The 25108-nt window shown below is 38.6% G+C and carries 21 protein-coding genes; 11 read left to right on the forward strand and 10 right to left on the reverse strand.

Annotated elements, in window-relative coordinates:
- Window positions 1-68 precede the first annotated feature (68 nt).
- A complete protein-coding gene (locus tag GO621_RS10325) occupies window positions 69-1994 on the reverse strand; it encodes an ABC-F family ATP-binding cassette domain-containing protein (protein WP_157566708.1) in 1926 nt (641 codons plus the stop codon).
- Window positions 1995-2188: 194 nt separating this feature from the next.
- On the opposite strand from GO621_RS10325, the gene GO621_RS10330 reads away from it, so the two are divergent.
- Complete coding sequence (locus GO621_RS10330; protein WP_157566710.1) at window positions 2189-2734, forward strand: FUSC family protein; 546 nt, start codon at window positions 2189-2191, stop codon at window positions 2732-2734.
- Between the two features lie 120 nt (window positions 2735-2854).
- Here the strand turns inward: GO621_RS10330 and GO621_RS19470 are convergent, their stop codons facing one another.
- The 6 genes from GO621_RS19470 to GO621_RS10360 form a co-directional block, all read right to left on the reverse strand.
- A complete protein-coding gene (locus GO621_RS19470; protein ID WP_157566712.1) occupies window positions 2855-4033 on the reverse strand; it encodes a carboxypeptidase-like regulatory domain-containing protein in 1179 nt (392 codons plus the stop codon).
- Between the two features lie 252 nt (window positions 4034-4285).
- Complete coding sequence (locus GO621_RS10340; RefSeq protein ID WP_157566714.1) at window positions 4286-4663, reverse strand: VOC family protein; 378 nt, start codon at window positions 4661-4663, stop codon at window positions 4286-4288.
- A gap of 67 nt (window positions 4664-4730) precedes the next feature.
- Window positions 4731-5507, reverse strand: a complete 777-nt coding sequence (locus tag GO621_RS10345) for a DNA-formamidopyrimidine glycosylase family protein (protein ID WP_157566716.1) — start codon at window positions 5505-5507, stop codon at window positions 4731-4733.
- Window positions 5508-5805: 298 nt separating this feature from the next.
- Window positions 5806-6231 (reverse strand): TIGR03067 domain-containing protein, encoded by a 426-nt coding sequence (locus GO621_RS10350; protein ID WP_157566718.1) that lies wholly within the window; start codon window positions 6229-6231, stop codon window positions 5806-5808.
- Window positions 6232-6658: 427 nt separating this feature from the next.
- A complete protein-coding gene (locus GO621_RS10355) occupies window positions 6659-9217 on the reverse strand; it encodes an ABC transporter permease (protein WP_198170209.1) in 2559 nt (852 codons plus the stop codon).
- 28 nt (window positions 9218-9245) lie between these two features.
- Window positions 9246-9935 carry an ABC transporter ATP-binding protein gene (locus tag GO621_RS10360; protein WP_157566720.1) on the reverse strand — a complete coding sequence of 230 codons (690 nt, stop codon included), beginning with the start codon at window positions 9933-9935 and terminating at the stop codon, window positions 9246-9248.
- 101 nt (window positions 9936-10036) lie between these two features.
- On the opposite strand from GO621_RS10360, the gene GO621_RS10365 reads away from it, so the two are divergent.
- The 3 genes from GO621_RS10365 to GO621_RS10375 all read left to right on the forward strand — a co-directional run bounded on the left by GO621_RS10365 (window position 10037) and on the right by GO621_RS10375 (window position 15583).
- Entirely contained in the window at window positions 10037-10717 is a 681-nt protein-coding gene (locus GO621_RS10365) for an arylesterase (protein WP_157566722.1), read from the forward strand.
- Between the two features lie 348 nt (window positions 10718-11065).
- Window positions 11066-14569, forward strand: a complete 3504-nt coding sequence (locus GO621_RS10370; RefSeq protein ID WP_157566724.1) for a gliding motility-associated C-terminal domain-containing protein — start codon at window positions 11066-11068, stop codon at window positions 14567-14569.
- Window positions 14570-14572: 3 nt separating this feature from the next.
- Window positions 14573-15583: a PorP/SprF family type IX secretion system membrane protein gene (locus GO621_RS10375; RefSeq protein ID WP_157566726.1), complete on the forward strand. Its 1011-nt coding sequence runs from the start codon at window positions 14573-14575 to the stop codon at window positions 15581-15583.
- Between the two features lie 149 nt (window positions 15584-15732).
- Here GO621_RS10375 and rpoN read toward each other — a convergent pair whose 3' ends face one another.
- Entirely contained in the window at window positions 15733-17211 is a 1479-nt protein-coding gene (gene rpoN, locus GO621_RS10380; protein WP_157566728.1) for an RNA polymerase factor sigma-54, read from the reverse strand.
- 135 nt (window positions 17212-17346) lie between these two features.
- Here rpoN and mscL point away from each other — a divergent pair, with 135 nt between their 5' ends.
- Entirely contained in the window at window positions 17347-17742 is a 396-nt protein-coding gene (mscL, locus tag GO621_RS10385) for a large conductance mechanosensitive channel protein MscL (protein ID WP_157566730.1), read from the forward strand.
- 179 nt (window positions 17743-17921) lie between these two features.
- Here mscL and GO621_RS10390 read toward each other — a convergent pair whose 3' ends face one another.
- Window positions 17922-18815 (reverse strand): ChaN family lipoprotein, encoded by an 894-nt coding sequence (locus tag GO621_RS10390; RefSeq protein ID WP_157566732.1) that lies wholly within the window; start codon window positions 18813-18815, stop codon window positions 17922-17924.
- 108 nt (window positions 18816-18923) lie between these two features.
- Between GO621_RS10390 and rpmH the strand changes: the two genes are divergently transcribed.
- The 4 genes from rpmH (at window position 18924) to tsaB (ending at window position 20485) form a co-directional block, all read left to right on the forward strand.
- Window positions 18924-19082, forward strand: a complete 159-nt coding sequence (gene rpmH / locus GO621_RS10395; RefSeq protein ID WP_157566734.1) for a 50S ribosomal protein L34 — start codon at window positions 18924-18926, stop codon at window positions 19080-19082.
- 82 nt (window positions 19083-19164) lie between these two features.
- Window positions 19165-19548, forward strand: coding sequence for a ribonuclease P protein component (locus tag GO621_RS10400; protein ID WP_157566736.1), 384 nt, complete (start codon window positions 19165-19167; stop codon window positions 19546-19548).
- Window positions 19545-19787: a membrane protein insertion efficiency factor YidD gene (gene yidD, locus GO621_RS10405; protein WP_157566738.1), complete on the forward strand. Its 243-nt coding sequence runs from the start codon at window positions 19545-19547 to the stop codon at window positions 19785-19787. Before GO621_RS10400 ends, yidD begins: the two co-directional genes overlap by 4 nt.
- A 5-nt stretch (window positions 19788-19792) precedes the next feature.
- Window positions 19793-20485: a tRNA (adenosine(37)-N6)-threonylcarbamoyltransferase complex dimerization subunit type 1 TsaB gene (gene tsaB, locus GO621_RS10410; RefSeq protein WP_157566740.1), complete on the forward strand. Its 693-nt coding sequence runs from the start codon at window positions 19793-19795 to the stop codon at window positions 20483-20485.
- Window positions 20486-20540: 55 nt separating this feature from the next.
- Here tsaB and GO621_RS10415 read toward each other — a convergent pair whose 3' ends face one another.
- A complete protein-coding gene (locus GO621_RS10415; RefSeq protein WP_157566742.1) occupies window positions 20541-22127 on the reverse strand; it encodes a hypothetical protein in 1587 nt (528 codons plus the stop codon).
- A gap of 85 nt (window positions 22128-22212) precedes the next feature.
- Between GO621_RS10415 and GO621_RS10420 the strand changes: the two genes are divergently transcribed.
- Together GO621_RS10420 and priA are read left to right on the forward strand one after the other, a co-directional pair.
- Entirely contained in the window at window positions 22213-22599 is a 387-nt protein-coding gene (locus GO621_RS10420) for a DUF423 domain-containing protein (RefSeq protein WP_157566744.1), read from the forward strand.
- Window positions 22596-25085 carry a replication restart helicase PriA gene (gene priA, locus GO621_RS10425; RefSeq protein WP_317163431.1) on the forward strand — a complete coding sequence of 830 codons (2490 nt, stop codon included), beginning with the start codon at window positions 22596-22598 and terminating at the stop codon, window positions 25083-25085. The genes GO621_RS10420 and priA overlap by 4 nt, the downstream gene beginning before the upstream one ends.
- Window positions 25086-25108 lie beyond the last annotated feature (23 nt).

A 25108-nucleotide genomic window follows, 5' to 3' on the forward strand; every position in this document is an offset into this window, starting at 1 on the left:
AAACAATTCTGTAATAAAAAATACTACAGAACTATTTGTTCAATGTTTTTTTGCCGGTAAAAACAGTATTAGTTTTCTTCCATTTCCAGGATCTGGTCGGCCAGAACTTCCCATTTCTCTTGCTGCTGTTTCAGTTCCTGCTGTTTTTGCTTCAGGTTTTTGTTGACTTCCTGCAATCGGTTTTGCTGTTTGTATATCTTTTCGTCGCTCAATTCGGCTTCCAGTTGCTTAACTGTTTTTTCAAGTTCAGCAATTTTCTGCTCCATGCCGGTTAAATCCTGATTTAGTTTTTTAAGCTGTTTAGATTTATCTTCCGTTGGTTGTTTAACGGTAACCGTTTCTTTTTTTACTTCTTTTTTAGGCTGAGGTGCGGCTGGTGCAGATTTAGCTTCCAGTTTCCGTTTTGCCTGCCAGATTTCGTATTCAGCATAAGTCCCCGGGTAAACTTTAATCTGATGGTCTTCGATAAACCAGATTTTGTTGGCTATATTATCCAGGAAATACCTGTCGTGCGAAACTGCAATTACAGTTCCTTCATACTGCTGTAAGGCCTGGATCAGAATATTTACAGATTGAATATCCAGGTGATTGGTTGGCTCATCCAGAATCAAAAAGTTGGCATCTGCAGTTAAGGCTTTGGCTAATGCTACGCGAGATTTTTCTCCTCCGGAAAGCACTTTGATTTTTTTAAAAACATCATCACCGGTAAACAAAAACGAACCTAAAATAGAGCGCAGTTCCGTTTCGTTATGTTTTGGTGCGAAGGCTTGTAATTCCTGTAAAATTTCGCTTTCCAGATGCAGAGCTTCCAATTGGTGCTGTGCAAAAAAGGTTTGTGTAACGTTATAACCAGTTTCACTTTTGCCTTCAAAATCATTATCAGCTCCGGCAATAATACGAAGGACCGTAGATTTACCGCGGCCGTTTGCACCGATTAAAGCAATTTTATCACCTTTTTCGATAATGGCATGAGCATCTTCAACAATATCAATAGTTGGATATTTTTTGGTGAGGTGTTCAATGTTAATAACATGCCGGCCAGATTGTTTAGAAAAGCGGAAGCTGAAGTTTACAGATGGATTGTCATCATCCACATCTTCAACCCGTTCCAGATTATCTAAAGCCTTGATACGCGATTGCGCCATTTTTGCTTTGGAAGCTTTGGCGCGAAAACGTTCGATCAAACGTTCTTCCTGTTTGATTTTTTGCTGCTGGTTTTTAAATTCATTGCGTTGGATTTCGCCGCGCATCTCTTTTTCTTCTACATAAAAAGAGTAGTTGCCGGGATAAACGTTCAGTTTTCCTTTTCGGGATTCGACCGTTTTGTTGATCACTTTATCCAAAAACCACCTGTCGTGCGATACAATCACTACAGCGCCTTCAAAAGCTTTCAAATAATCTTCCAGCCATTGGATAGAAGGTAAATCCAGGTGATTGGTTGGCTCATCCAGCAGTAAAATATCAGGTGCTTGTAACAGAATTTTAGCAAGCATTACACGCATACGCCATCCCCCGGAAAAAGTGCTCAGTTTTCGCTCTGTATCAGCATCACTAAAACCAAGTCCTGCTAAAATTTCGTGTGCTTTGTATTCAATATTATAGCCATCCAAAGCTTCAAACTCGCTTTGTTTATCGCTTAATTTATGTAAAATATCTTCGGAATAATCGCTTTCCAGTTTTTTCAGTAAATCTTCAATCTCATCATGCAACTGGTTCTGGCGCTCAAATGCTTCCATCGCAACATGCAGAATGCTTTTATCAGAAGCATAAGAAAGCAAATCCTGGTTTAAGTAACCGATTGTAAGTTCCTTAGATTTTGAAATAGTTCCGGAAGTAGCTTTTAAATCGCCAACAATCAGTTTTAGTAAAGTTGTTTTTCCGGTTCCGTTAGCACCAATCAAACCAATTTTTTCACCAGGTTTAATGTGCCAGTTGGCTTCATCATATAATGCCCTGGAACCGATTTCGTAAGTTAAATCATTAATTGCAATCATTGGGCGCAAAGGTACGTTTTATCAGTCATATTTACGTTTTTTAAGCTGGATAGGTACAGGAATATTACCAAAAGCAAACAGTTTTTACAACTCTTGCCAATGCTTCTTTTACCGGGTAAAAATTGTATTTATAAATTTGCGATAAACTAAGGCTTATATTTCTTGTTCAGGTTTAAAAGCCGCTTAAGCATTGCATGGATCAGAAACAAATTGATTTTTTACTGTACGTTTTAAAATGCCTGATTGGTGCCGCAATTGGTTTTTTTATCTACCGTGCGTTTCCCGAAGGTGGTGCCTGGACTTTAGTTTCCATTCTTTTAGTGCTTTCTCCCGAAGGAAAAGATGCGATTAATTTAGCGGAAGTACGCATTAAAGCCAATTTAGTAGGCGCGGGAACAGGTTTACTTTTGTTTTTCCTGCATCCACCAGCTTTTTTCATGATCTGTTTGGGAGTGATAATTGTACTGGTTGTTTGCGAATTGCTGAAACTACAGGTTGCTGCACGTTCGGCGCTTGCTTCGGTAGTTATTATTTGTATCCATGAAAGCGGAAAATATTTTTGGCAGATTGCCGTAGAAAGGGCTGGCGGCGTGGTTGGCGGTTGCTTAATTGCACTGCTGATTACTTATATTGTTCATTATAAATCCTTGATCCACAATGTACGGGAGCGAAAAGCGCGGATTTCATGGCGCAGAAACCAGTTTAAAAAACAGCAAGAAGAATCGGAACCGCAGGTTTGAGAAGGTTACAGGGATTAATTTAGTGAAATCCAAAGTCTGTCATCCTGAATTTATTTCAGGGTTTCTCTGGACAGTTATATAGTGGGATGCCTAAACAAGTTCGGCATGACAATGCTTCTTTTAAGGCGTATAATCTACCGGGACCAGTTCTGCCAGTTTATCGTTTGCCCAATCGCCTTCATACAATGTACTTTCCGGCGAAACTACAACGCCATTCAAATCAAACAAAGCATATTTATTAAATAAAGTAACAATACTTACTGCATAACTTCCCATATCTAATGGCCGGTAAACATTGTCTTTATTGTTGGCGTCGTATTTTTTGGTATAAACCACGTACAAATTATCCGGAAAAGTAAGTGCAAATAAACCCGGCCGATCGGTTTTTCTCAACACATCTTCTACTTTTAGCGGTTCTTTAAACAGGGTTTCGATATATCGCGGCTGCTGCGCCATTTGGTTCCAGTAATTAACAGAATCTCGGTTATTGCTTTTATTAAACTGATTGTATTTTTGCTTGAGCAACTCTTCCGGAGGCCGTTTCGGATTAGGTTTACGCAGCAAATGATACATCACGAAACCCTGTCCCTGCAAATCCTCATGTAAAACCGACCGTAAAAAGTGCATACTCGAACCGTAATAAGCTTCCTGCCTTTTCAGTTGCCAGTTTTGCAGTTGCGATTTATTTCCTTTCAGTTCCTCAAACAAAACCTGTCCACGATACCTGATTTCATTTTTAAGTTTATTGCTTTCAAAATGATTAACCAGAAAACGTACACGGTAGCCTAAAGCCCTGTTTTCAACTACTAAAAATTCATCGGTTGAAGCTTCTAAAGTTTCGGTGTTTTTATGATAGATGAGATTAACAGCATGCGGATTAATGACCTTGCACAACTTGGAATTAGCCGAAGTACCGATAAAATCTTTTACAAATTGCGCATAATTTCTTTTCCAGTTGGCATTGGTGGTGATAATCACTTCCTTCATTTGTATCGGGTGCGGGACCAGTTCGATCACCAATTGCTGTGGTTTATCGCCAACCAGCACACTTTGCGAATAATTTTCGTAGCCGAGAATAGAAACCACCAGATTGTATTGTCCGGGTTTTACATTGTTTAGAGTGAAAGTTCCGTCTTCGGCAGTAACCGTTCCGAAGGTAGCATTGCTTAAAAACACACTTGCTTTTCCCAGCGGCGCTTTGGTATCAATGGCTGTTACTTTACCGGTAATGGTTCCGGCTTGTGCAAATAAAATTGTAGGTAACGAAATAATCAGCCAGAAACAAAAGAAGAAACGCATGGCTAAAAGTAGCAGATTTTTGGTCGATTAATTTTGCTGACATTAATTTTTAACCGATAAAAACAGTATGTAACTAAAGTTTTTCAAAACGAGGAACAAAGGTGCACCGCAAATAAAAGTCCCTGCCTTTTTTCAAAGCAGGGACTTCCCTAAACAAAACATTAACCTTTTTATTCCTAAAACCACTTACTTTTACGATGGCCTGGCTAACAGGGTTACGTTTATTTTTATTGATTTAGCAGAAAAAATATTTCAGGCTGCATTTTCGTTTGCTTCAAATATTCCAAAAACGTTTTGGTCTAAATCTAAAAAGTAACCTTGCCAGCATCTTTTCGGAATGGCAAATTTCTCTAAAGCAACTTGTCCGCCGTTTTCAATAATTTTTTCTGCCGTTTGATCAAAGTTCTCCACCTGAATAGAACAAGTAAAAGCATTTGTACCAGATCCGGCCGGAGGTGTTTTGACCGGACGTTGTAAAAGCCCGCCGTTAATGCCGCCCGTTTCTATCCGATAATAAGGAATAGGTACATATTCTTCTTTGATAAAATTCCAACTAAAAACATTTTGGTAAAACTTAATTTCCCTTTCAATTTCTGAAGATTGGATTTCAAAATAACCAATTGTATTCATTATGATGCTTCTTTTATCAGGTTAAAATTGGATATTAATTTAATGGTAAAGTTACAATTGTAAATTTTTATTCATAAACTTTTTGTTCGTCTGTAAAATACGTTTTCGATCCATTCAGATCCATCCGATTAATTGTAAAATCGGTTGGTGTTTTAGGATTAGCAGTATGAACTTTCAGGAAACTTCTAATTTCACCGGAAATGGTATCAGGTGCAATTTTAGTGATCTGGTCAATGGCATCAGCTAAAACAGTTTTTGTTGAATGGATAATATCCTTAATTTTTTCGTCAGGGATTTTTGAAGCTTTGGAACGGGGTGCAACTTTTGCTGCCCAAAGTATTTCATCGGCATAAGCATTTCCTATGCCCCTTACAACTTCCTGGTCTTTTAATATTTTTTTAATGTTTGCACTTGCAGATTTTGCAAGAACAGGTTTTAAATAATCAAAGTTAAAATCTTTATCCAAAGCATCCGGCACTTTACTTTCAACCGGATTTAAAATTGGTTTTGCCTGTGCCATGTAATCCGTAACTGCAAATCCTGATAAATCTTCAAACAAAATTTCAAATACCTGATGTTTTATATTTTGCTCTGTTAGCAAATGTATTTCGCCATTCAGCATTAAATGAATGCCTAATTGTATATCATTACTAAAGTTTAGAAGCAATTCTTTTCCGTTTCTTTTAACGCTTTTTAAAGTTTTACCATTGATGTTTTTATAAAAGTCATCAACAGGCGCATTTAATTTTTTCTCTCTGTAAATGGTTATTTTGTTAACTGTTTTTTTAGCAAACAACTTATTCAGGTTTTTGCTGATTACTTCGAGGTCTGGTAGTTCTGGCATACTTTTTTTATGGTTACAATTTTATAAGCTGGTGTAATAGTAAACATCCAAATAAAATTATTGTTAAAGTTTTCATTTTTCTGCCACAGTTTTAGATTATGAATGAAAAGAATGTTGGTTGCCATCCCAAATGCTTAAATCTTCATCCAATACTTTGACTGATGTTTTGAATTTAGAATCGTAGGAATTGATATGGATAAAACCGGATATACTTCTTTTATGAGGTAAAATATGAGTTTCTTTAAAAAAAGTTTGAAATTATTCAACAATAAGCGGATTGCAAGTCCGACTAATAACACTATTTCGACGGCTCTTTTTGATAAACGGCAAGAAAAAACATGGGCTTATCTTTGGTATCAAAAGATTCTGGATAACTGGTTCCCGCAAGGTTGTAACAAACCGTTAACTGTCCGTTTTCAAGTTTGTAAATTGCAGTAAAGTGCTTTCCTTTATTTACGCCGTCCCGTCCGTAAATATCCATCTTATTATCGCTCAGCTTTACCACTCCTTTATCCACCGATTCGGCAGTCACGATATAAGTACTGTCGTTCAACACAAGCCGTTGTTTTTCAAATGCTTCTTTTGGTAGCTCATTTCCGCCGAATTGCTGTTTTACCGGAATCCAGGTTCCATTTAACGTGCTCTGTTTGGTTGTTGTGTTTTTTACGCTGTTATCATAACCAATACCAAAAGTAAAAAATAGTAAAATTGATAGCAGTTTCATATTCTAATGAGTTTTTTTGTGATTATTCGATCAGTTTACAATACTTCTTTTACCACATAAAAATATAGTTTTTTGGTTAAAAACAGTTTGAAATTTTTGATTGAAAAGTGCGGTTATAATTTGGTTGAAGTATAAGATTAAAAATCCTTGAGTTAAAAATAGGATTACAAATTTGGCCTGGTGAGAATCTCTTTATTTACTTGATTAAGTAACTCTAAATTTTTGTTTTGATTACATCCCAAGTGATTAAATAATTAACAAAATTATGCCTTGAATTAATTTTTCCTCACAACAAAAAAATCCCCACCTTTTCAGGCAGGGATTTAACTAAAACAGAACATTAACCAATTAATTCTAAAACCACTTACTTCTACGGTAAGAATTGATGCAGGGTTACAAGTTTTTTAAGTAAAACAAAAATATTTTATCAAACTTCAGATCGTAATACTTCCAGCGGTGGTTTGTTTAAAATGCCGCGGCTGTTAAAAAGGCCGATAAAAACAGTAATCAGCGCCACTACAAAAAACAGGATGAGAACCGGCAGCAGCGGCGGCGAAAAAGGTGTATCAAAAGAATATTTAGCCAAAGCCCAGCTTCCCGGAACGGAAATTAAAATTCCGGTTAAGGCAGCAATGGCACCGAGAAAAAAATATTCCAGTCCGGTAATAATCAGGATTTGCCTTTTGCTTGCGCCTAATGTTCGTAACAAAACGCTTTCCTGAATACGTTGGTATTTACTGATCAGTACAGAAGCAACCAGCACAATTAAACCGGTAACAATACTAAAACCAGCCATAAAACGGATAACGAAACTGATTTTCCCTAAAATATCATCCAATAGTTTTAGCACTAAAGCCAGATCAATAACAGAAATATTTGGAAATTGCCGCACAATTGCCTGCTGGTATTTCGCAGAAGCCGAAGCTGACGGAACATGCGTAGTAAACACAAAATATTGCGGTGCCTGTTCTAAAACGCCTTTTGGAAAAAGTACCAGGAAATTAGTTTGGATTCGGTTCCAATTCACTTTTCGGAAACTTGTAATTTTGGTTTCCATGTTTACGCCTTGCACGTTAAACAACATTTTATCACCAATTTTTAAATGATTGTGATCGGCAAATTTTTCTTCAACAGAAATCGGTACAACTTCATTTGCACCTGCTTTGCCAATCCAATTTCCGGCTGTAATTTTCTCGGAAGAAACCAACGTATCACGATAAGTAACGCGGTACTCGCGACTAAAAACCTGACGGGGAATGTGTAAAGAAGTATCTTTTTTATAAACAGCACCGGTTTTTCCGTTTAACTCTTCCAAGCGGATCGTTACAATCGGCACCATTCCAAACACAGGCAAATGCTGCGATTTGGTTAAATTAACTACTTGCTGCTGCTGGTTGGTTTGGATATCAAACAAAATCAAATTAGGCTGATTTCCTCCGGAAGAGAGATTAATCCGGCTCAATAAAATCGACTGGATAAAAAATAAAGTGCTGATAAAAGCAGTACCCAAACCAATAGAAACCAACAAAATAATAGTTTGATTATTTGGACGGTACAAGTTTGCAAATCCTTGCCGGAACAAATAACTCCAGGAAAAAGGCAGGAATTTTTTGATCAGCCACATGATTAGTGTTGCTACTCCTGTCAAAACAAAAAACGCCAGCAACACAAAACCTGTAAATGCAACGGCTTGTTTGATGTTGTTTAGTTGTAAATAAGTGAACGCCAGAATAAAAGCCAGTATCAGTAAATAAACCAGCCATTTCAGCGGATCGCGTTTAGCAGTTGCTTCTTCAAAAGACAAACGCAAAGTATTGAGCGGAGAAATATTTCGTATCGAAACCAAAGGCAGCAAAGCAAAAAGCAAGGAAATAACCACGCCTAACAAAATTCCGGTCCCGATAGAAGCCCAGGAAATATCAACCGTAATAGCAATCGGCAGAAAATCTTTAAAAGCTACAGGAAGCAATTGCTGAACAATGGTTCCTAAAGCAGCGCCAATAACAGAACCGATAAAACCAATAACAACAATCTGGATAAGATAGATTAAAAAAGCTTCTGAAGATTTTACGCCTAAACAACGCATAATGGCAATTGCCTGTAGCTTTTCGCGCACGTAAATGTGGATAGAACTTGCCACGCCGATGCAACCTAACAGCAAAGCAACAAAACCAACCAAAGCCAGAAAACGGGTAAGATCTTCAAAAGAACGCGAAGTCTGTTCTTTTTGGGAAGCAACGGTTTGCAGGTTTAAATCTTCTTTATCCAGCCGAGGTTCTATTTTATTGGTCAGTTTTTCAATATTTTCCTGCCGGTCGTACTTAATGTAATAACTGTAACTAATGCGGCTGCCGCGTTGCATTAAACCGGTTTGCTGCAAATAAACAAGCGGCATGTAAACCACAGGCGCAACGGAAGCAGATAAACTGGTTTGTCCGGGCGCTTTATCTAAAATTCCGGCAATGGCAAAAGTTACGTTGCCGATTTTTAAAGAATCGCCGGGATGCGCGTTAAATTGCAGCATCAGGTTGCGGTCGGCAAGCACTTGTTTATTTTTTCGGAAAGTTGCTGCTGCTGAAACCGGCGTGGTTTCTATCGAACCATAATAAGGAAAAGCACCTTCCAAAGCGCGGACTTCTACCAAACGTGTTCCCTGGTTTTTGGTGAACTGAACCATCGAAACAAAGCTGCGTTGGGTTGATTTGCGGTCGCCAAGCGAATCAATTAAAGTTTGTATCTGCGGAGAAACAGGTTTATTGCCTGAAATAACCATATCGGCACCAACCAATTCTGCTGCCTGCTGGTCAATATCTTGCCTCAGATTAAAACCAAAAGAATAAATGGCGACTAAGGAAGCAATTCCCAAAACAATAGAAGAAATAAAAAGAAACAGGCGTGAACGATTTTTGCGGCTGTCGCGCCAGGCCATTTGGAACAGCCAGCCAAAATTGATCGGCCTTTTATAATTAACAGGTTCGTTATTCATTCAAAAAAAGTATCGGTAAAAGAAGTATTTAAATGGCAACCGTTCTCTCGTCGGAAATTAAATTGCCGCCTTTGATGCGGATGATGCGCTGCGTTTTAGAAGCCAGTTCCATATCGTGTGTTACCAGAATTAAGGTTGTGCCGTTTTCGCGGTTCAGATCGAACAAAAGTTTCACCATTTTTTCGCTGGTTTCGGCATCGAGGTTTCCCGTTGGTTCATCAGCAAATAATATTTTAGGGTCATTGGAAAAAGCGCGCGCAAGTGAAACACGCTGCTGCTCGCCGCCGGAAAGCTGTGCCGGGTAGTGATGGCTACGGTTTGCCAACCCAACTTTATCCAACAAATCCATAGAACGTGTTCGTGTGTTTTTTTCTCCGCGCAACTCTAACGGGACCATCACGTTTTCCAAAGCTGTTAAAGTTGGCAGCAACTGGAAATTCTGGAAGATAAAACCAACATACTGGTTACGGATTTGCGCGCGTTCATCTTCGCTTAAATTATCCAAACGGATTTGATTTAATTCTACCAAACCGGAAGTGGAACGATCCAAACCGGCACAAAGTCCGAGTAAAGTTGTTTTTCCGCTTCCCGAAGGGCCAACAATGGAAAAAGTAGAGCCTTCTTCAACAGAAAAATTAATATTGTTTAAAACGGTTAAAGTATTACCTGCACTTTTGTATGTTTTGGTGAGGTTTTCTATTTTGAGGATATTGTTCAAACTGCTAAAAATATTAAATGAGTCGAAATATACGTTTAAAGCTAAACTTAAATGTCAGCACTATGTTTAAGAATTCATTTCAGTAAAATTGTTACGCCTTTATGCAAAAAGTTTTCCCTTTCCTGTCCCTGATTTTAATTTTTATTTTCTGCGGATGCGGAAATAACGCCAGGCAAAATACCAATACAGAAAAAGATACGGTAAAAGAAGCATCAGCTAAAAGCCAGCAACAAAAAAACATCCTGTTTTTTGGCAATAGTTTAACGGCTGGTTATGGTTTGGATGATCCTGACCAGGCTTTTCCTGCCATCATCCAACAAAATATTGATTCGCTGAAACTTCCTTATAAAGTAATTAACGGAGGTTTAAGCGGAGAAACAAGTTCCGACGGTAAAAACAGGATCAACTGGCTGCTGAAACAACCTGTAAATATTTTTGTGCTGGAATTAGGTGCGAATGACGGTTTGAGAGGGATTCCGGTTGCAGAAACCGAAGTGAATTTGCAGTCGATCATCGATCAGGTAAAAACAAAATATCCAAACGTAAAAATGATTTTGACCGGAATGCAAGTTCCGCCAAATATGGGAGGGAAATATGCAGATGATTTTAAAAAGATATTTCCGCGCTTAGCAAAAAAGAACAATATGCAATTAGTGCCTTTTTTACTTGAAAATGTTGCAGGGATCCGGGAATTAAACCAGCGTGATGGCATCCATCCAACAGCAAAAGGCGCTAAAATTGTGGCACAAAACGTTTGGGTGGTTTTGAAAGGAATGCTGTAATGCTGTTTTTACCGGATGTTTTTTTATTTTCCCCCTCAACGCTAATATTTCTTCATTCAAAAAATAACCAATAGATTTTATTTGAAATTGTCTTTAAGGGCAAAAAGATTATCGATATAATTTAATGAAAATTTCAAATGTTAAAATTTGAAATTTTGTAGATTAAACTGATTTTATGTTAGTAGATTAGGAAGTTTTTTTGGATAAAAAAGCTTTTTATAAAGGAAAAATATCAGCGAACAGATGATCATGACCTTTTGATTTTTTCTTTTTATACGCCGGAAAAAAATATAGGTTACTATAAATACTAAAAATTGTGAACACCATAATTAGGTTGATAAAAACAGCATGACAAAAAAAATTACGCTCCGTATTTTTTCTTTGTGTTTACTGCTGTTTTTTGCCTGTCCGGTTTTTTCGCAAACCAATAAAGGCACCGAATTTTGGACGGCGTATATGGATAACGTAAGAGGTGTTGTAGGAAACAATACCTGCCAGATGAGTTTATACCTTACTTCTGATGTAAGCACTTCGGGCACGATAACTGTTGCTGATGGAAGTTATTCACAAGGGTTTACCGTCACAGCCAATCAGGTTACCACCGTTACCATGCCTCAATCAGCATTTTTGGCTACCGAGGGACAATTTCTAAAAGGTATTCATATCACTGCTGCTGATCCGATCGTGGTTTATGCACATATTTATGCTTCGGCAGTTTCTGGTGCAACGCTCCTTTTACCGGTAAGTACTTTAGCTAAAGATTATTATTCCATCAATTATACGCAAAGATCGAACGAAGGAAATTCCTATTCCAGTTTTGCTGTTGTTGCTACCGAAGATACAACTACCGTAGAAATTACGCCTACAGCAACCTTAAACAGCGGCAGGCCAGCAGGAACGCCTTTTACCATAACCTTACAAAAAGGAGAATTATATCAGGGGCTGTCGTTAACAGATTTAACCGGAACACGCATCCGTTCTGTTAGTTCCGGTACAAATGTTTGTAAAAAAATTGCTGTATTTTCTGGCAGCAGCAAAATTTATATTGGTACGCCAAATATGTCGGCAGATAACCTTTTTCAACAAGTTTATCCAACAGCTTCGTGGGGCAGAAATTACATCACGGCACCTTTAAGTAACCGGCCTTATGATACTTACCGCATTGTAATCAGCGATCCAACTACTCAGGTTACTTTAAACGGTTCGGTTTTAAGCAATGCTTCTTTTACCAATGGTTTTTATTACGAATTTAACAGTACTGTTCCAAATGTTATCAGCGCTGATAAACCTGTACAGGTAGTACAATATGCGGTTACTCAGGGAAATTCTTTAAGCGGGGTAAATGTTAAAGGAGATGTTGGAGACCCGGAGATGATCTATCTTAACCCGATTGAGCAAAGTGTAAATAATGTTACGCTTTACTCGCCTACAGCTTATAAGATTCTTCAGAGTTATATAAACGTAATTATTGCTGCTTCGGCTGCATCGAGTTTTACGCTTGATGGGACTGCTCCAACTGGTGGGTTTAAAACAGTTCCCGGAAATTCTTCCTATTCTTACGGACAGTTTGCAGTTTCTTCCGGTACGCATAATATTCAGGCTTCTACTGGTTTTAATGCTATTGCTTATGGTTTTGGCAATGCAGAATCTTATGGTTATTCTGCCGGGACCAATCTCAAAAACCTGAACGAATTTGTCCAGATCAAAAATAGTGCGGGCGATACTTTGGCCAGCGCGTGTGTTGGCCAGGATGTAAAACTGGAAGTAACGTTGCCGTACCAAACAACGAGATTGATCTGGAGGCCTCAAAATTCAGTAGATTCTTTTGCTGTTGATAATCCTGTGTTAACTGCGCAAACTGTAAAAGACAATAAAACTTTATATACTTATGCTTATCCTAAAGCTGTAGCTTATTCAAAAGCAGGGACTTACGATGTTAAGGTTAAAGCTTTTAATGCGATTGCAGATGCCTGCGGATCCTATGAAGATATCGATCTCAGCTTTACCGTTTATGATAATCCTGTTGCTGCCTTTACTGCAAAAGCACAAACTTGTCAATCCGATAGTTTAACTTTTACAGATAAAAGTATGCCTACCGGAGCAATCATTAAAAACTGGGCCTGGAACTTTGGTGATGGCGGTACTTCAACTTCACAAAACCCAACACATGTTTATAATAAGGCCGGAGATTTTATTGCAACTTTACTGGTTACTAATTCTAATGGTTGTACCTCAGCGTTAGATTCTCAAAAAGTGCATATTTATGCCAAACCTGTTTCTAAATTCAGCGTTTCCAATCCTGATTGTGCAACGAAAACAATTACTTTTACCGATCAGTCAACTTCCGCAGAAGGAAATATTGTACAGTGGAACTGGGATTTTGGAGATGGAACAACACAAACATTAACTGCCAAAACACCTTTTCAGCATATTTTTAAAGCTGCAGGAAACTACAAAGTACAATTAATAACCATTTCTGATTTAGGCTGCCGCAGTGATGCTTTGATTATTCCTGTTGTAATTCATCCTTTGCCTGTTCCCAATTTTACTTTGCCCGAAATTTGTATTTCTGATGCTTACGCAGATTTTACCGATAAAAGCAGCATTGCTGATCATACAGAATCTGGTTTTACTTACTCATGGAATTTTGGCGATCCTGCTGCAAATGCTGCTAACCCTAATACTTCAACTCAAAAAAATCCTCAGCATAAGTATATGGCTGCCGCAGATTACCAGGTTAAATTAACCGTTACTTCTCAGGATGGCTGTTCTGCTGATACAACTTTCAAATTCACCGTAAACGGAGCAGTTCCTAAAGCTGATTTTACTGTGCTAAACCCTGCTTCGCTTTGCAGTAAACAAGCTGTTTTATTTCGGAATACTTCTACGCTTGATTTTGGAAACCTGACCAAGATCGTTATGTATTATGATTTCACTAATCATCCTGATCAATCTGAAACAGATGATGATCCGGCAGCGGATAAGTTATATAGTCATCAATATCCTGTTTTTAATACGCCTGCAACCGTTAATTATACTGTTTTAATGCGTACTTATTCTGGTTTAACTTGCGTTGACGAAAAAATGCAGGTAATAACCCTGAAGGCAAACCCGGAAGTAGCGTTAGCGCTTCCGTCTCGGACTTGCCTGGAAGTAATGCCATTTCAAGTTGCAGCAACCGAACTTCATGGTTATCAGGGAACGGGTACTTTCTCCGGAAAAGGTATAAGTTCGAGCGGTTTGTTTAATCCTGCTGCTGCCGGTGTTGGAACGCAAAGTATCAGTTATATGTTTACTGCCGACAATGGCTGCGCCGATACGGTAACCAAACAAATTACGGTTAACCCAACACCTACAGTAAATGCAGGCAAAGATATTTTCCTGTTAGAAGGAGCGGGAGGTGTTACCTTAAACCCAATTGTTTCCGGTACAAACCTTACCTTTAAGTGGACACCGTCTGCCGGTTTAAGCCATGATAATATTTTGCGTCCGGTTGCCAGTCCGCTCGTTAACACCACTTACAAGCTTACCGTAACCTCTGCAGATAGTTGTACAAATGCCGATGAAATAACTGTTTCGGTATTGAAAGCACCGGTAATCCCGAATACCTTCACCCCTAATAATGATGGCATAAATGATATCTGGAATATTAAATATTTAGATAGTTACCCGGATGTAATAGTGGAAGTATTTAACCGTTATGGGGAAAGGATTTACTATTCAAAAGGATATGCTGTACCTTGGGATGGCCGTTATAAAGGAACTGAATTGCCGGTAGGTACATACTATTATATTATTAATCCAGGCTTAGGAAGAAGTACAATAGCGGGCCCGATAACAATCATCAGATAAACAATGAGGAAATATATTTTTACTTTTTTGGTTTTACTTGGTATAATTGGTGCCCATGCCCAACAAAGGCCGCAGTACACGCAGTATATTTTTAACAATTATCTGATTAACCCTGCTATAACCGGAATAGAAAATTATACCGATATTAAAGCAGGGTACCGGAACCAATGGACAGGTTTAGACGGAGCGCCGGTAACCATGTATTTTACTTTACAAACGCCGCTGGGCAGTAAATTTATACAAGGCGATGCCATGAGCCAGCCAGGAAACGGAGAAGACCCGATGAGCCGTTCTTATGTACAGGATTATAGGGCTGCTGCACCGCATCATGGTATCGGTTTTACCGTAGTTTCTGATAAAGCAGGGCCAATTACCCAAAGCAATTATGATATTACTTATGCTTATCATTTAGGTATAACCAGTAACTTAAATGTGGCAGTAGGGGTTGCAGCCGGACTGGCCAGTATCAACTTAAATACAAGTCAGATTACTTTAGAAAATGCGCTTGATCCGGCTATTGCCAACGGTAATACCAATCAGCTAAAACCTGATTTAGGATTAGGTGTCTGGGCATATTCGTCCAGGTATTTTGTAGGTATTTCTGCCCAGCAGGTTTTACCGCAAACCTTGTATTTCTCTTCCAACGCCGTTTACAATCAAAGTAAAACGGTGCCCCATTATTTTGTAACAGCAGGGTATAAGTTTTTTATAGCAGATGATATTTCACTTTTGCCTTCGGTAATGTTTAAGTATGTAAACCCTGTTCCAACCACATTTGACATCAATTTAAAAATGGCTTTTTCAGATAGGTTCTGGATTGGAGGTTCTTATCGCAGAAATGATGCCATTGCAGCAATGGCTGGTATAAACGTAAGTAGCTTCCTGAATTTTGGTTATGCTTATGATTTTACCACATCCAACTTAAACACCGTAAGCAACGGCACGCACGAAATTATTTTGGGCATTATGCTGGACAATGCTTATAAAGTAATTTGCCCGAGAAGGTTCTGGTAGGAAGAGTGTTGTAAGTTATAAGTTTTACGTTATAAGTTGAACGCCGTTGTTACTTATAACTTACAACGTAAAACTTATAACTCGTTATCGCCGTTCTTACTTACAACTTACAACTCACAACTCACAACTTATAACTTACAACTTATAACTTACAACTCTTTTCTCAACCTTGCTACCGGGATATTCAATTGCTCCCGGTATTTAGCAACGGTACGGCGGGCAATGTTGTAACCGGCATCTTTTAAAATATCAGTTAGTTTTTCATCGGCAAGCGGGTGCAGTTTGTCTTCTTTGGCAATATTTTCTTCCAGGATTTTCTTTACTTCTTTGTTAGAGACCTCTTCGCCGCTTTCGGTTTGTATCGCTTCTGAGAAGAAAGATTTAAGCAGGTAAGTGCCATGTTCTGTTTGTACATACTTGGAATTGGCTACGCGGGAAACGGTAGAAATGTCCATGCCGATTTTATCGGCAATATCTTTTAAAATCATTGGGCGAAGGTTTTTTTCGTCGCCGGTTAAAAAGAAATCGTACTGATAATGCATGATAGCGTTCATCGTTTTCAGCAATGTTTGCTGGCGCTGTTTGATAGCATCAATAAACCATTTGGCCGAATCCAGCTTCTGCTTTACAAATTGGACAGCTTCTTTCAGTTTTTTATCTCTTTGCGCGGCTTTGTCGTAATGCTGGAACATATCCTGATAAGAACGGCTTACACGCAATTCAGGTGCATTTTTAGCATTTAAAGTAAGGATCAGTACGCCATCGCTGTTACGGATATGAAAGTCAGGTATAACCTGCATTTGCTTCGTGTTTACCTCGCTGGAGTCTCCCGGTTTTGGGTTCAGTTTCAGGATTTCTGCAACAATCTCTTTCAGCTCATCATCGTGCAGGTTTAAGGATTTTTCGAGCTTCTCGTAATGTTTCCGGGTAAATTCATCCAGGTAATGTTCTACCACCTGGATTGCTTTTCTGATTACCGGAATATTGATATCTTTTCTCCGAAGCTGGATTAGCAAACATTCCTGTAAATCGCGCGCGCCAACACCAGCGGGATCAAAACTCTGGACCACCTTTAACATGTCTTCCACTTCCTCGTCTTCTGCCATCACATTCTGGGAAAAGGCAAGGTCATCGGTAATAGACATAATTGGCCGTCGCAAATAACCATCATCATCCAAACTGCCAATAATTTGCTGGCAAATCCTAAAATCTTTATCCGATAAAGGGAGCAGGTCTAACTGGTTTTGCAGGTTATCAAAAAAAGAACTCTGTATAGCAATCGGCATTTCCTTGCGCTCTTCGTCATCATCGCCGTTCTGGTCGTACTTGCTGCCGTAATCATTCAAATTATCTTCCTGCAAATACTCGTCAATATTAAATTCGTCGAACTCCTCGCTGCCGCTTTCTTCTTTATTAAAGTTGTCATCATCCGGGTCCCGGTCGGGATATTCTTCCACGGGGTCTGCCATATTTGTCAAACTCAAATCCTCCAGCGCCGGGTTTTCCTCCAGTTCTTCTTTAATGCGGGCATCTAAAGAAACCGTAGGGACTTGGAGCAGTTTGATAAACTGTATTTGCTGTGGAGATAGCTTTTGAAGTAGTTTTTGTTGTAAGTTTTGTCTTAACATAAGAATGCCCAAAAATACCATTAAAATTAGGATACCTAAATCCTGGATAATATTTTATCGTAAAATCCTTGTTCTACGGGAAATTTTATATTTTGTACCTAATTAACCGAATTAAAAATCAAAAAATTAAAACTTATGGGATTTGTAAGTGAGTTTAAGGCATTTGCCTTAAAAGGCAATGTGATCGACCTGGCAGTAGGTATTGTAATTGGAGCTGCCTTTGGCAGAATTGTTACTTCGTTAGTGGAAGATGTAATTACACCAGCCATTTTAACACCAGCTTTAAAAGCAGCTAAACTGGCTGATTTAAGTTTGTTGGTTATACCCGGAACTGCCATAAAATATGGTAATTTTTTATCGCAGGTTATTTCGTTTTTAGTAATTGCAGTTGCTTTATTTATGGTGATAAAAGCCATCAACAAATTTCAAAGAAAGCAACCTGTTGCAGCGCCGGTTGAAGTTAAGGCAACTAAAGAAGAACTATTGCTAACGGAGATTAGGGATTTGTTGGCCGCACAGAAAAACATGTGATAAAAAAAGCATTGATATGTTAACAGGCCTGCATGGGATTAGAAATCATAAGCTCGAAGTTCCGCGATCAACTGCATTCTAATTATTAATGAACATTGGATTAATCGAAGTAATGGTGTAAGTATTAGTTGAATTTATGGTAGATGGAAAGGCCTATTTTAAAAATTTTTATCTGACCTTTAAAACCCTTTTTCTGTTTTTCCTTCCGTTAAAACAATAAAATCCCCCAACTTACCCAGCTTCTCCCAATCCGGTTTCGCAAAATCTTCCGAAGCAAAAGCAGCAATATTTTTTACAGAAGCTTGAGGCAGATATTTTTTAAACTGTGCAACTGCGCCTAATTTTTCTTCACTATGAAAACCACCGTTGATCTGAAAAACCATAAAACCGGGATGTGCTTTTAAAAAAGAAGCAACAGACCAGCCCATTGTTGCATCCCAAAGGTTTTGTGCCTGGTAAACTTGCATTCCGCCCATAGAACTGTGTCCGCCCATGATAGCTTCAAACTTAGTCAGATAAGCACCTGTTGCGGTGTCAATTGGGAGCGGAGGAAGATAAGATTTTCCAGTTGGTGTTAACTGATTTAAAGCATTTAAACCCATGCGGCTAACCATATTGGTATAACGGCCAGGTGCATTTGCGGCAATAACCGGCAGATGATTAGCTTTAGAAAACTCAATCACAGGACGATAATCCTGATAATTCGGCCAGCAACGCGCATCTGTTACAAAATTCTTTTCGCGGATTAATCCTGATAAATATTCGTTCAAAACGTTCTGGCAATCCGTTTCAAACATTTCCATAGATAAAGCAAGTTTCTGCGGATGTGCTTCGGCTAACTTTTTTAAAATGTTTGCTTCTAATAAATGCCCTACAGAATCGTTGTGTTCTTCACCATAAAAAACAGCATCTGTTTTACTTAATGCTTTTACCAATTCATCAACGGTAATGGTTTTTTGGGTAGCTGAATTATAGATTTTATAAAGTTTGGTATCTTGCGAATAACCGAAAACACTGATTATAAGTAGCGTAAGTAAAATAACAATGCTTCTTTTATCGGGTAAAAATCTCATTAAAAAAATAATAAACAGTAAAGAATAAAACCAATATAGCATTGGAATTTTGAAAAAACAACTCTATATTTGCGCTCTTGTTTTAAAAGCGTATAATACCACAAAGATATGAAAAGAACGTTCCAGCCTTCACAGCGTAAGAGAAGAAATAAGCATGGTTTCCGCGAGCGGATGTCATCAGCAAATGGCAGAAGAGTTTTAGCTGCAAGAAGAGCTAAAGGCAGACATAAGTTATCTGTATCTTCAGAGCCTCGCCATAAAGCATAAGCCACACTGCTTTTTCCTGTGATTTTTGCAGGAAATTCTGTTGACTGGTTTTGATTGAACAACAACCAGTTCTATTACTTTCATGAATACTTTACAAAAAGAAGAACGGTTATCCGGTATTAAACTTGTTTCAGGTTTGTACCAAAACAGTTCTTCTTTTTTATGTTATCCATATAAAATCAGTTGGCAGCTTAGTCCTGTTTTGCAAAGTTTTCCGGCCAAAGTGTTATTTTCTGTTTCTAAAAAAAAGTATAAAAGGGCAGTTGACCGCAATTTATTAAAACGGAGAATGCGCGAAAGCTACCGGCTGCAAAAGCAGGATTTTTTGTATCAGCATTTAGAAAGGCTTGAAAAGCAGCTTGTTTTTTCTGTAAGTTACATCGGCAAAGAAATTAACGATACTGTTTTTATGGCAAAAAAAATGCAGAAAGTATTGCAGCAATTAACAGAAAAAGTAAGTTCATGAGTTGGGTCAGTCAAATTTTAAGAACTGCAATTAGCCGTTTTTTTATTTTGCTGATCCGTTTATACCAAATTTTGCTTTCGCCGATATTGGGCGCTTCCTGTCGTTTTACGCCAACCTGTTCGCAGTACGGACTGGAAGCGATCCGGAAATACGGGCCATTTAAAGGCGGATGGTTAACCTTAAAACGAATTGGCCGATGTAATCCCTGGGGCGGCCACGGGCACGATCCTGTTCCATAAATATCATGAGTTTAATCCTGCAAATAGAAACTGCTACCACTTCCTGTTCGGTTGCTTTGGCAAAAGATGGAAAGGTACTTTCTTCGAGAACCATCAATCAAAGGAACATTCATGCGGAAGTAATTACTGTTTTTATCGGTGAGATTTTAGCAGAAAACGGAATCGGATTTCAGGAACTGAACGCTGTTGCTGTAAGTTCTGGTCCCGGTTCTTACACCGGTTTGCGCATTGGTGTTTCCACGGCAAAGGGTTTGTGTTTTTCGCTGGATAAACCACTAATTGCAGTAGAAACATTACAGGCAATGGCAGCAGGATATTTAGCACGTTTTCCAAAACCAGCAGTAAATGAATTTTTGTTGTGCCCGATGATTGATGCGCGGCGGATGGAAGTTTATACGGCTTTGTTTGATCAGAATTTGAAGCAGATACAAGCAACTTCCGCAGCAATTATTAATCAGGAAAGTTTTAGTGAAATTTTAAACCAGCATCAAATTATCTTTTTTGGTGACGGCGCGCCAAAATGTAAAACTATTCTGGGCACTCATCCCAATGCTGTTTTTATCGGTGATTTTTTTAATGATGCTGCCGACCTTACCCAAACAGCAGCAGCAAAATTTGAGCTGCAAGCTTTTGAAGATGTAGCTTATTTCGAACCGTTTTATTTAAAGGATTTTATTGCCGTCAAGATCAATTCTTAATGTTTTGATTTTTATGCGATAAAAGAAGCATCAGGATTTGCAGTTTATTGGAGTTTTATAAAGCGCTCGAATCTCTTTTAATTTCATTTTGCTGGAGATAAAAGTTGGTATAAAAGTTACTTTCTGAAGCCGTAAACTGCAAGGCAACTGCAAAATAATTTTTCCAACCGGAGTTTTTTTGATTGAATGTTTTACTGAATTCAGGTTGGAGCATGTTTTTTAAAAGCGGATAGGAGTTTGGCAAATGGACAAAAAACGACACGTTGCTTTGTTCGGCAAGCAATGTATTAAACGCGTAATACTGCTGGTCTTCATTTAAAAAATGCTGGTTATGGTAGTTTTGTAAGTAATTGTCAATAGCAGCTTGCGTATTTGCTAACAGCAGGTAATTATCAATCACTGTAAAATAAGGTTGTTTAAAGTGTAAAAAAGGTTCGCCTAAAAGGTAATAAGGCACATTTTGATACTTTAAATTGCTGCGGCTGCTATCCGGGTTAACGCTGATGTTGCGTAAAAAAGGTTCCAGTTCCGATCCGTTTTTTACTTTGATGATTGCTATTTTTTCATTTTCTGCAGTCGTAATTATCGCAAACTCATTTCCTAATTGTTGCCGGAAAGCGGTTTGGATAGCTACGCCTGTTTCCTGCCTGATCTGTTTAAACAAAGCTTTTGCCTGCTTATTTTGATGCAAACGGCTTTGCCATTGGTCTAACGCTTTTAAATAAGTTGCGGTGTTACCGTAAGCAAAACTAACCGCCAAAGCGGTATTGATTGGAAAAACGGATTGAATAGTGTTTTTTACAGGTTGCTGGTTTAAAAAAACATGGATATAAGTTGCAGCAGCAGTATCTGTTTTTGTATAGCCATTAAACAGCAACGCATCTTTTTTATAATTTAAACTAAGGGCAGAACTGGCCGGAAAATCGTTTAAAAACCTAAAAAAATCGTCCTGTCCATGTCGAAACAGTTGTTTAAACAAAACCGGGAATTGCTTATAGTTTACATACAGATCTGCAATAGAATTCTTGTTTTGCTGCTCGGATAACTGAGTTAAATCTGAAACTTTATTTTCAGTTCTTTCATCCAAAAACTCCAACAATAAATCTTTACTAAAACTACCAGCCAGAACATTTGCATTAATGGAAAGGTAGAATGCTTCTTTTAATGCGGGAAATGTTATTTTTTGAATGCTTTTATTTCCGATCCGTTCAGGTTCTATTGCGCCATCTGTTTTTTGCACCATTGCTTCCAATGCTTTTTGCAGGTTAATAATTCCATCAGCACTTGTAGTGAGCAGCATTTCAATTGTGCTGGAATTTATTTCAGGGTGAAGCGAAATAAAAATACTCTGGTTGCCAAAAGAAAGATTAGGTGCGGATTGTTTTAGCAAATAATTGTGGAGGTATTGCAGCTCGTCTGCCTTTTTTTGCCCGATAAAAGAAGTAAGCAGGCTGCTTTCTTTAAACAAATCGTAAAACTGAGGATCATTTTTAAACTCAAAAACCAAAGCTGCATCTTGCGGAATTTGGTCGATTACGTGGGTTGTATTTTGCCCGGGCAGCTTTATCCTGGAAAAATAGAATATCGTTACCGTTAATGCTGTTAGAAATAGAAAAACCGTAATCAGGATAATTTTCCTCATCTCATTTATTTGCAACAAAAATAGCTTATTCCCTGTTGGCGTAGGAAGTAATTCTGATATTGTTTATATTAGAAGTATAACTACCATGAACAAACAAATTATTATTACGGCTGCCATTTACGGCGTTTTGGCCGTTATTACCGGCGCTTTTGGTGCCCATGCTTTAAAAAGTAAATTAGAACCTGCACAATTAGAAGTTTGGCATACCGCCGTGCAATATCAGTTTTACCACGTTTTTGCCTTGCTGTTTTTATCGACCTTAAATCCGGCCGGCAACAATTTATTAGCGTGGAGCTATTACTTTTTTGCTTTGGGAATTTTATTGTTTTCCGGCTCGCTTTACTTATTGGCATGCCGCAATTTGTTGGGATTAGATTGGCTTCGTTTTCTTGGGCCGGTTACACCGCTTGGTGGTCTGTTTTTTATTTTGGGGTGGCTTACGCTTGGTTTAGGGGCAATTAAAAAACTATGATGCTCGATTTATCGGATTCTGTTCATATCGAGAAAAAAACACTCTTTGCAGAAGTTGTCCTGCCGCTTCCAATCGCTAAAAATTATACTTACCGCGTACCGTTTGACCGTGCTGCAGATGTAAACGTTGGCAAAAGGGTAGTTGTGCAATTTGGCAAGAGTAAGCTTTATACCGGTGTAATTATTTCGCTTGGCGAAAAGGCTCCCGAAAAATACGAGGCCAAGTACCTGATGGATATTCTCGATGATGAGCCATTAATTACCCCGCAGCAGTTAGCTTTCTGGGATTGGATTTCCGGCTATTACCTCTGCAATCCCGGCGAAGTGATGAATGCTGCTTTGCCTGCTGCCTTAAAATTGGCCAGCGAAACCAGGATCAGCTTAAATACCGAATATAATTTTGATAAAAGTGAACTGAATGACAAAGAGTTTCTCATCATTGACGCACTCGAAATACAAGCGGAACTAACAGTAAGTGAGGTAAGCAAACTGTTAGGACAAAAAACGGTAATGCCGGTACTGAAAATGCTTTTCAATAAAAACATTATTCATATTGCCGAAGAAGTAAACGAACGATACAAACCCAGAAAACGTTCTTTTTACGGCTTAAACCCGGTTTACCGTAACCAGGAGCAATTAAAAGAGCTTTTTGAAATATTGGAGAAAAGGGCGCCTAAACAATTGGATGCCGTTCTGGCCTTGCTGCAATTATCAAAACAAAAACAGCAGGTTACCAAAGCAGAGCTGGAAGAAGCTGCACAAGTAAGCACAGCAGTTTTAAAAGCTTTGGTAGAAAAAGAAATATTTTTGGTTGAAGAAAGAATAGTCAGCCGGTTTTCTAACAGTGAAGAAGATGCAGAAAGCACATTTGAACTGAATGAATATCAGGAAAAAGCATTCAAGCAGATCAACCAGCAGTTTGAACAAAAAGACGTGGTTTTGCTACATGGCATCACATCTTCCGGCAAAACTCAAATTTATGTGCGGCTGATCGAAGCGGTAATTGAAAGCGGCAAACAAGTGCTGTTTTTACTGCCTGAAATTGCGTTGACTATACATATTATAGAACGGTTAAGGCAATATTTTGGAAATAAAATTGGTGTTTACCATTCCCGTTTTAATGATAATGAAAGGGTAGAAGTTTGGAACAAAGTTTTAAGCGGAGAATACAAAGTTGTACTTGGCGCGCGCTCGTCTGTTTTTCTTCCTTTCAATAATCTTGGATTGATTGTAGTGGATGAAGAGCACGAAAACTCGTACAAGCAGTTTGATCCGGCACCGCGCTACCATGCCCGCGATGCTGCAATTTACCTCAGCACTTTATACAAGGCAAAAGTTCTGCTGGGTTCGGCAACACCGTCGCTTGAATCATATTACAATGCGCAGCAGCATAAGTACGGTTTGGTGGAACTAAATTTTCGTTTTGGGGAAGCTGTTTTGCCTGAAATCCAGGTAATCAGCATTCCGGAGGAAACAAAAAACAAAACGATGCAATCTCATTTTTCCACTGTATTGATGCAGGACATCGAATCTGCCCTGGAAAAAAAGGAGCAGGCCATACTGTTTCAAAACCGCCGCGGCTACGTTCCTTTGCTTATTTGTAAAACCTGTGGCTTCACGCCTAAATGTATTAATTGCGATGTAAGTTTAACGCTGCATAAAAGTACAGGTAAATTGCATTGTCATTATTGCGGTTACAAGGAAGATGTTTACGCGGTTTGTCCGGCCTGCGGTTCTGTTCATCTGGAGCAAAAAGGTTACGGAACGGAGAAGATTGAAGATGAACTATCGTTGTTGCTTCCTTCTGCCCGCATTGTACGGATGGATTTGGATACTACACGAACCAAAATGGCTTTCCAAAATATTTTAAGTGACCTGGAAGACAAAAAAACAGATATTCTGGTTGGTACCCAAATGGTTGCTAAAGGTTTAGATTTTTCGGATGTTACCGTTATTGGTATTGTTAATGCAGATTCTTTATTAAAATTTCCTGACTTCAGGGCAAATGAACGAAGTTTTCAAATGCTGGCACAAGTAAGCGGCAGGGCAGGCCGGCGTGGCAAAAAAGGAAAAGTTGTGATCCAGACTTATGATCCGCATCATCGGGTAATCAGTCAGGTCATCCGGAATGATTATGCCGAAATGTACCAGATGGAAATGGCCGAGCGTCTGCAGTTTAAATATCCGCCTTTTTATCGCATCATCCAATTAGATGTAAAACATAAAAATGCAGAAGCCTTGTTTCATCAGGCCGAATATCTGGGGAATGCTTTAAAAAAGCAGTTTGGCGACCGTGTACTTGGGCCAGAATTTCCGCTGATCAACCGCATCCGCAATTATTATATCAAAACCATCATCCTGAAAATCGAAAAAGAAGGGACTTCGATGGTCCGCGTAAAAAATATTTTGAAAGAAACGATTGTCCAATTTCAAACGGAAAAAATTAGTAAAGGCAATTTAATCAGGATTGATGTTGATCCGTATTGATAGTTGTTTTATTGAGTTAAGTT

The sequence above is a fragment of the Mucilaginibacter arboris genome (assembly GCF_009754915.1).
Lineage (GTDB): Bacteria > Bacteroidota > Bacteroidia > Sphingobacteriales > Sphingobacteriaceae > Mucilaginibacter_A > Mucilaginibacter_A arboris.

What these genes read in the sequence shown, in the direction of transcription:
- GO621_RS10350 (WP_157566718.1), bottom strand. Translation starts at nt 6,231, where the DNA reads ATGAAACTGCTATCAATTTTACTATTTTTTACTTTTGGTATTGGTTAT.
- GO621_RS10345 (WP_157566716.1), bottom strand. Translation starts at nt 5,507, where the DNA reads ATGCCAGAACTACCAGACCTCGAAGTAATCAGCAAAAACCTGAATAAG.
- GO621_RS10420 (WP_157566744.1), top strand. Translation starts at nt 22,213, where the DNA reads ATGAACAAACAAATTATTATTACGGCTGCCATTTACGGCGTTTTGGCC.
- GO621_RS10415 (WP_157566742.1), bottom strand. Translation starts at nt 22,127, where the DNA reads ATGAGGAAAATTATCCTGATTACGGTTTTTCTATTTCTAACAGCATTA.
- GO621_RS10370 (WP_157566724.1), top strand. Translation starts at nt 11,066, where the DNA reads ATGACAAAAAAAATTACGCTCCGTATTTTTTCTTTGTGTTTACTGCTG.
- GO621_RS19470 (WP_157566712.1), bottom strand. Translation starts at nt 4,033, where the DNA reads ATGCGTTTCTTCTTTTGTTTCTGGCTGATTATTTCGTTACCTACAATT.
- rpoN (WP_157566728.1), bottom strand. Translation starts at nt 17,211, where the DNA reads ATGTTAAGACAAAACTTACAACAAAAACTACTTCAAAAGCTATCTCCA.
- GO621_RS10390 (WP_157566732.1), bottom strand. Translation starts at nt 18,815, where the DNA reads ATGAGATTTTTACCCGATAAAAGAAGCATTGTTATTTTACTTACGCTA.
- GO621_RS10355 (WP_198170209.1), bottom strand. Translation starts at nt 9,217, where the DNA reads ATGAATAACGAACCTGTTAATTATAAAAGGCCGATCAATTTTGGCTGG.
- rpmH (WP_157566734.1), top strand. Translation starts at nt 18,924, where the DNA reads ATGAAAAGAACGTTCCAGCCTTCACAGCGTAAGAGAAGAAATAAGCAT.
- GO621_RS10330 (WP_157566710.1), top strand. Translation starts at nt 2,189, where the DNA reads ATGGATCAGAAACAAATTGATTTTTTACTGTACGTTTTAAAATGCCTG.
- priA (WP_317163431.1), top strand. Translation starts at nt 22,596, where the DNA reads ATGATGCTCGATTTATCGGATTCTGTTCATATCGAGAAAAAAACACTC.
- GO621_RS10340 (WP_157566714.1), bottom strand. Translation starts at nt 4,663, where the DNA reads ATGAATACAATTGGTTATTTTGAAATCCAATCTTCAGAAATTGAAAGG.
- GO621_RS10400 (WP_157566736.1), top strand. Translation starts at nt 19,165, where the DNA reads ATGAATACTTTACAAAAAGAAGAACGGTTATCCGGTATTAAACTTGTT.
- tsaB (WP_157566740.1), top strand. Translation starts at nt 19,793, where the DNA reads ATGAGTTTAATCCTGCAAATAGAAACTGCTACCACTTCCTGTTCGGTT.
- GO621_RS10325 (WP_157566708.1), bottom strand. Translation starts at nt 1,994, where the DNA reads ATGATTGCAATTAATGATTTAACTTACGAAATCGGTTCCAGGGCATTA.
- yidD (WP_157566738.1), top strand. Translation starts at nt 19,545, where the DNA reads ATGAGTTGGGTCAGTCAAATTTTAAGAACTGCAATTAGCCGTTTTTTT.
- mscL (WP_157566730.1), top strand. Translation starts at nt 17,347, where the DNA reads ATGGGATTTGTAAGTGAGTTTAAGGCATTTGCCTTAAAAGGCAATGTG.
- GO621_RS10365 (WP_157566722.1), top strand. Translation starts at nt 10,037, where the DNA reads ATGCAAAAAGTTTTCCCTTTCCTGTCCCTGATTTTAATTTTTATTTTC.
- GO621_RS10375 (WP_157566726.1), top strand. Translation starts at nt 14,573, where the DNA reads ATGAGGAAATATATTTTTACTTTTTTGGTTTTACTTGGTATAATTGGT.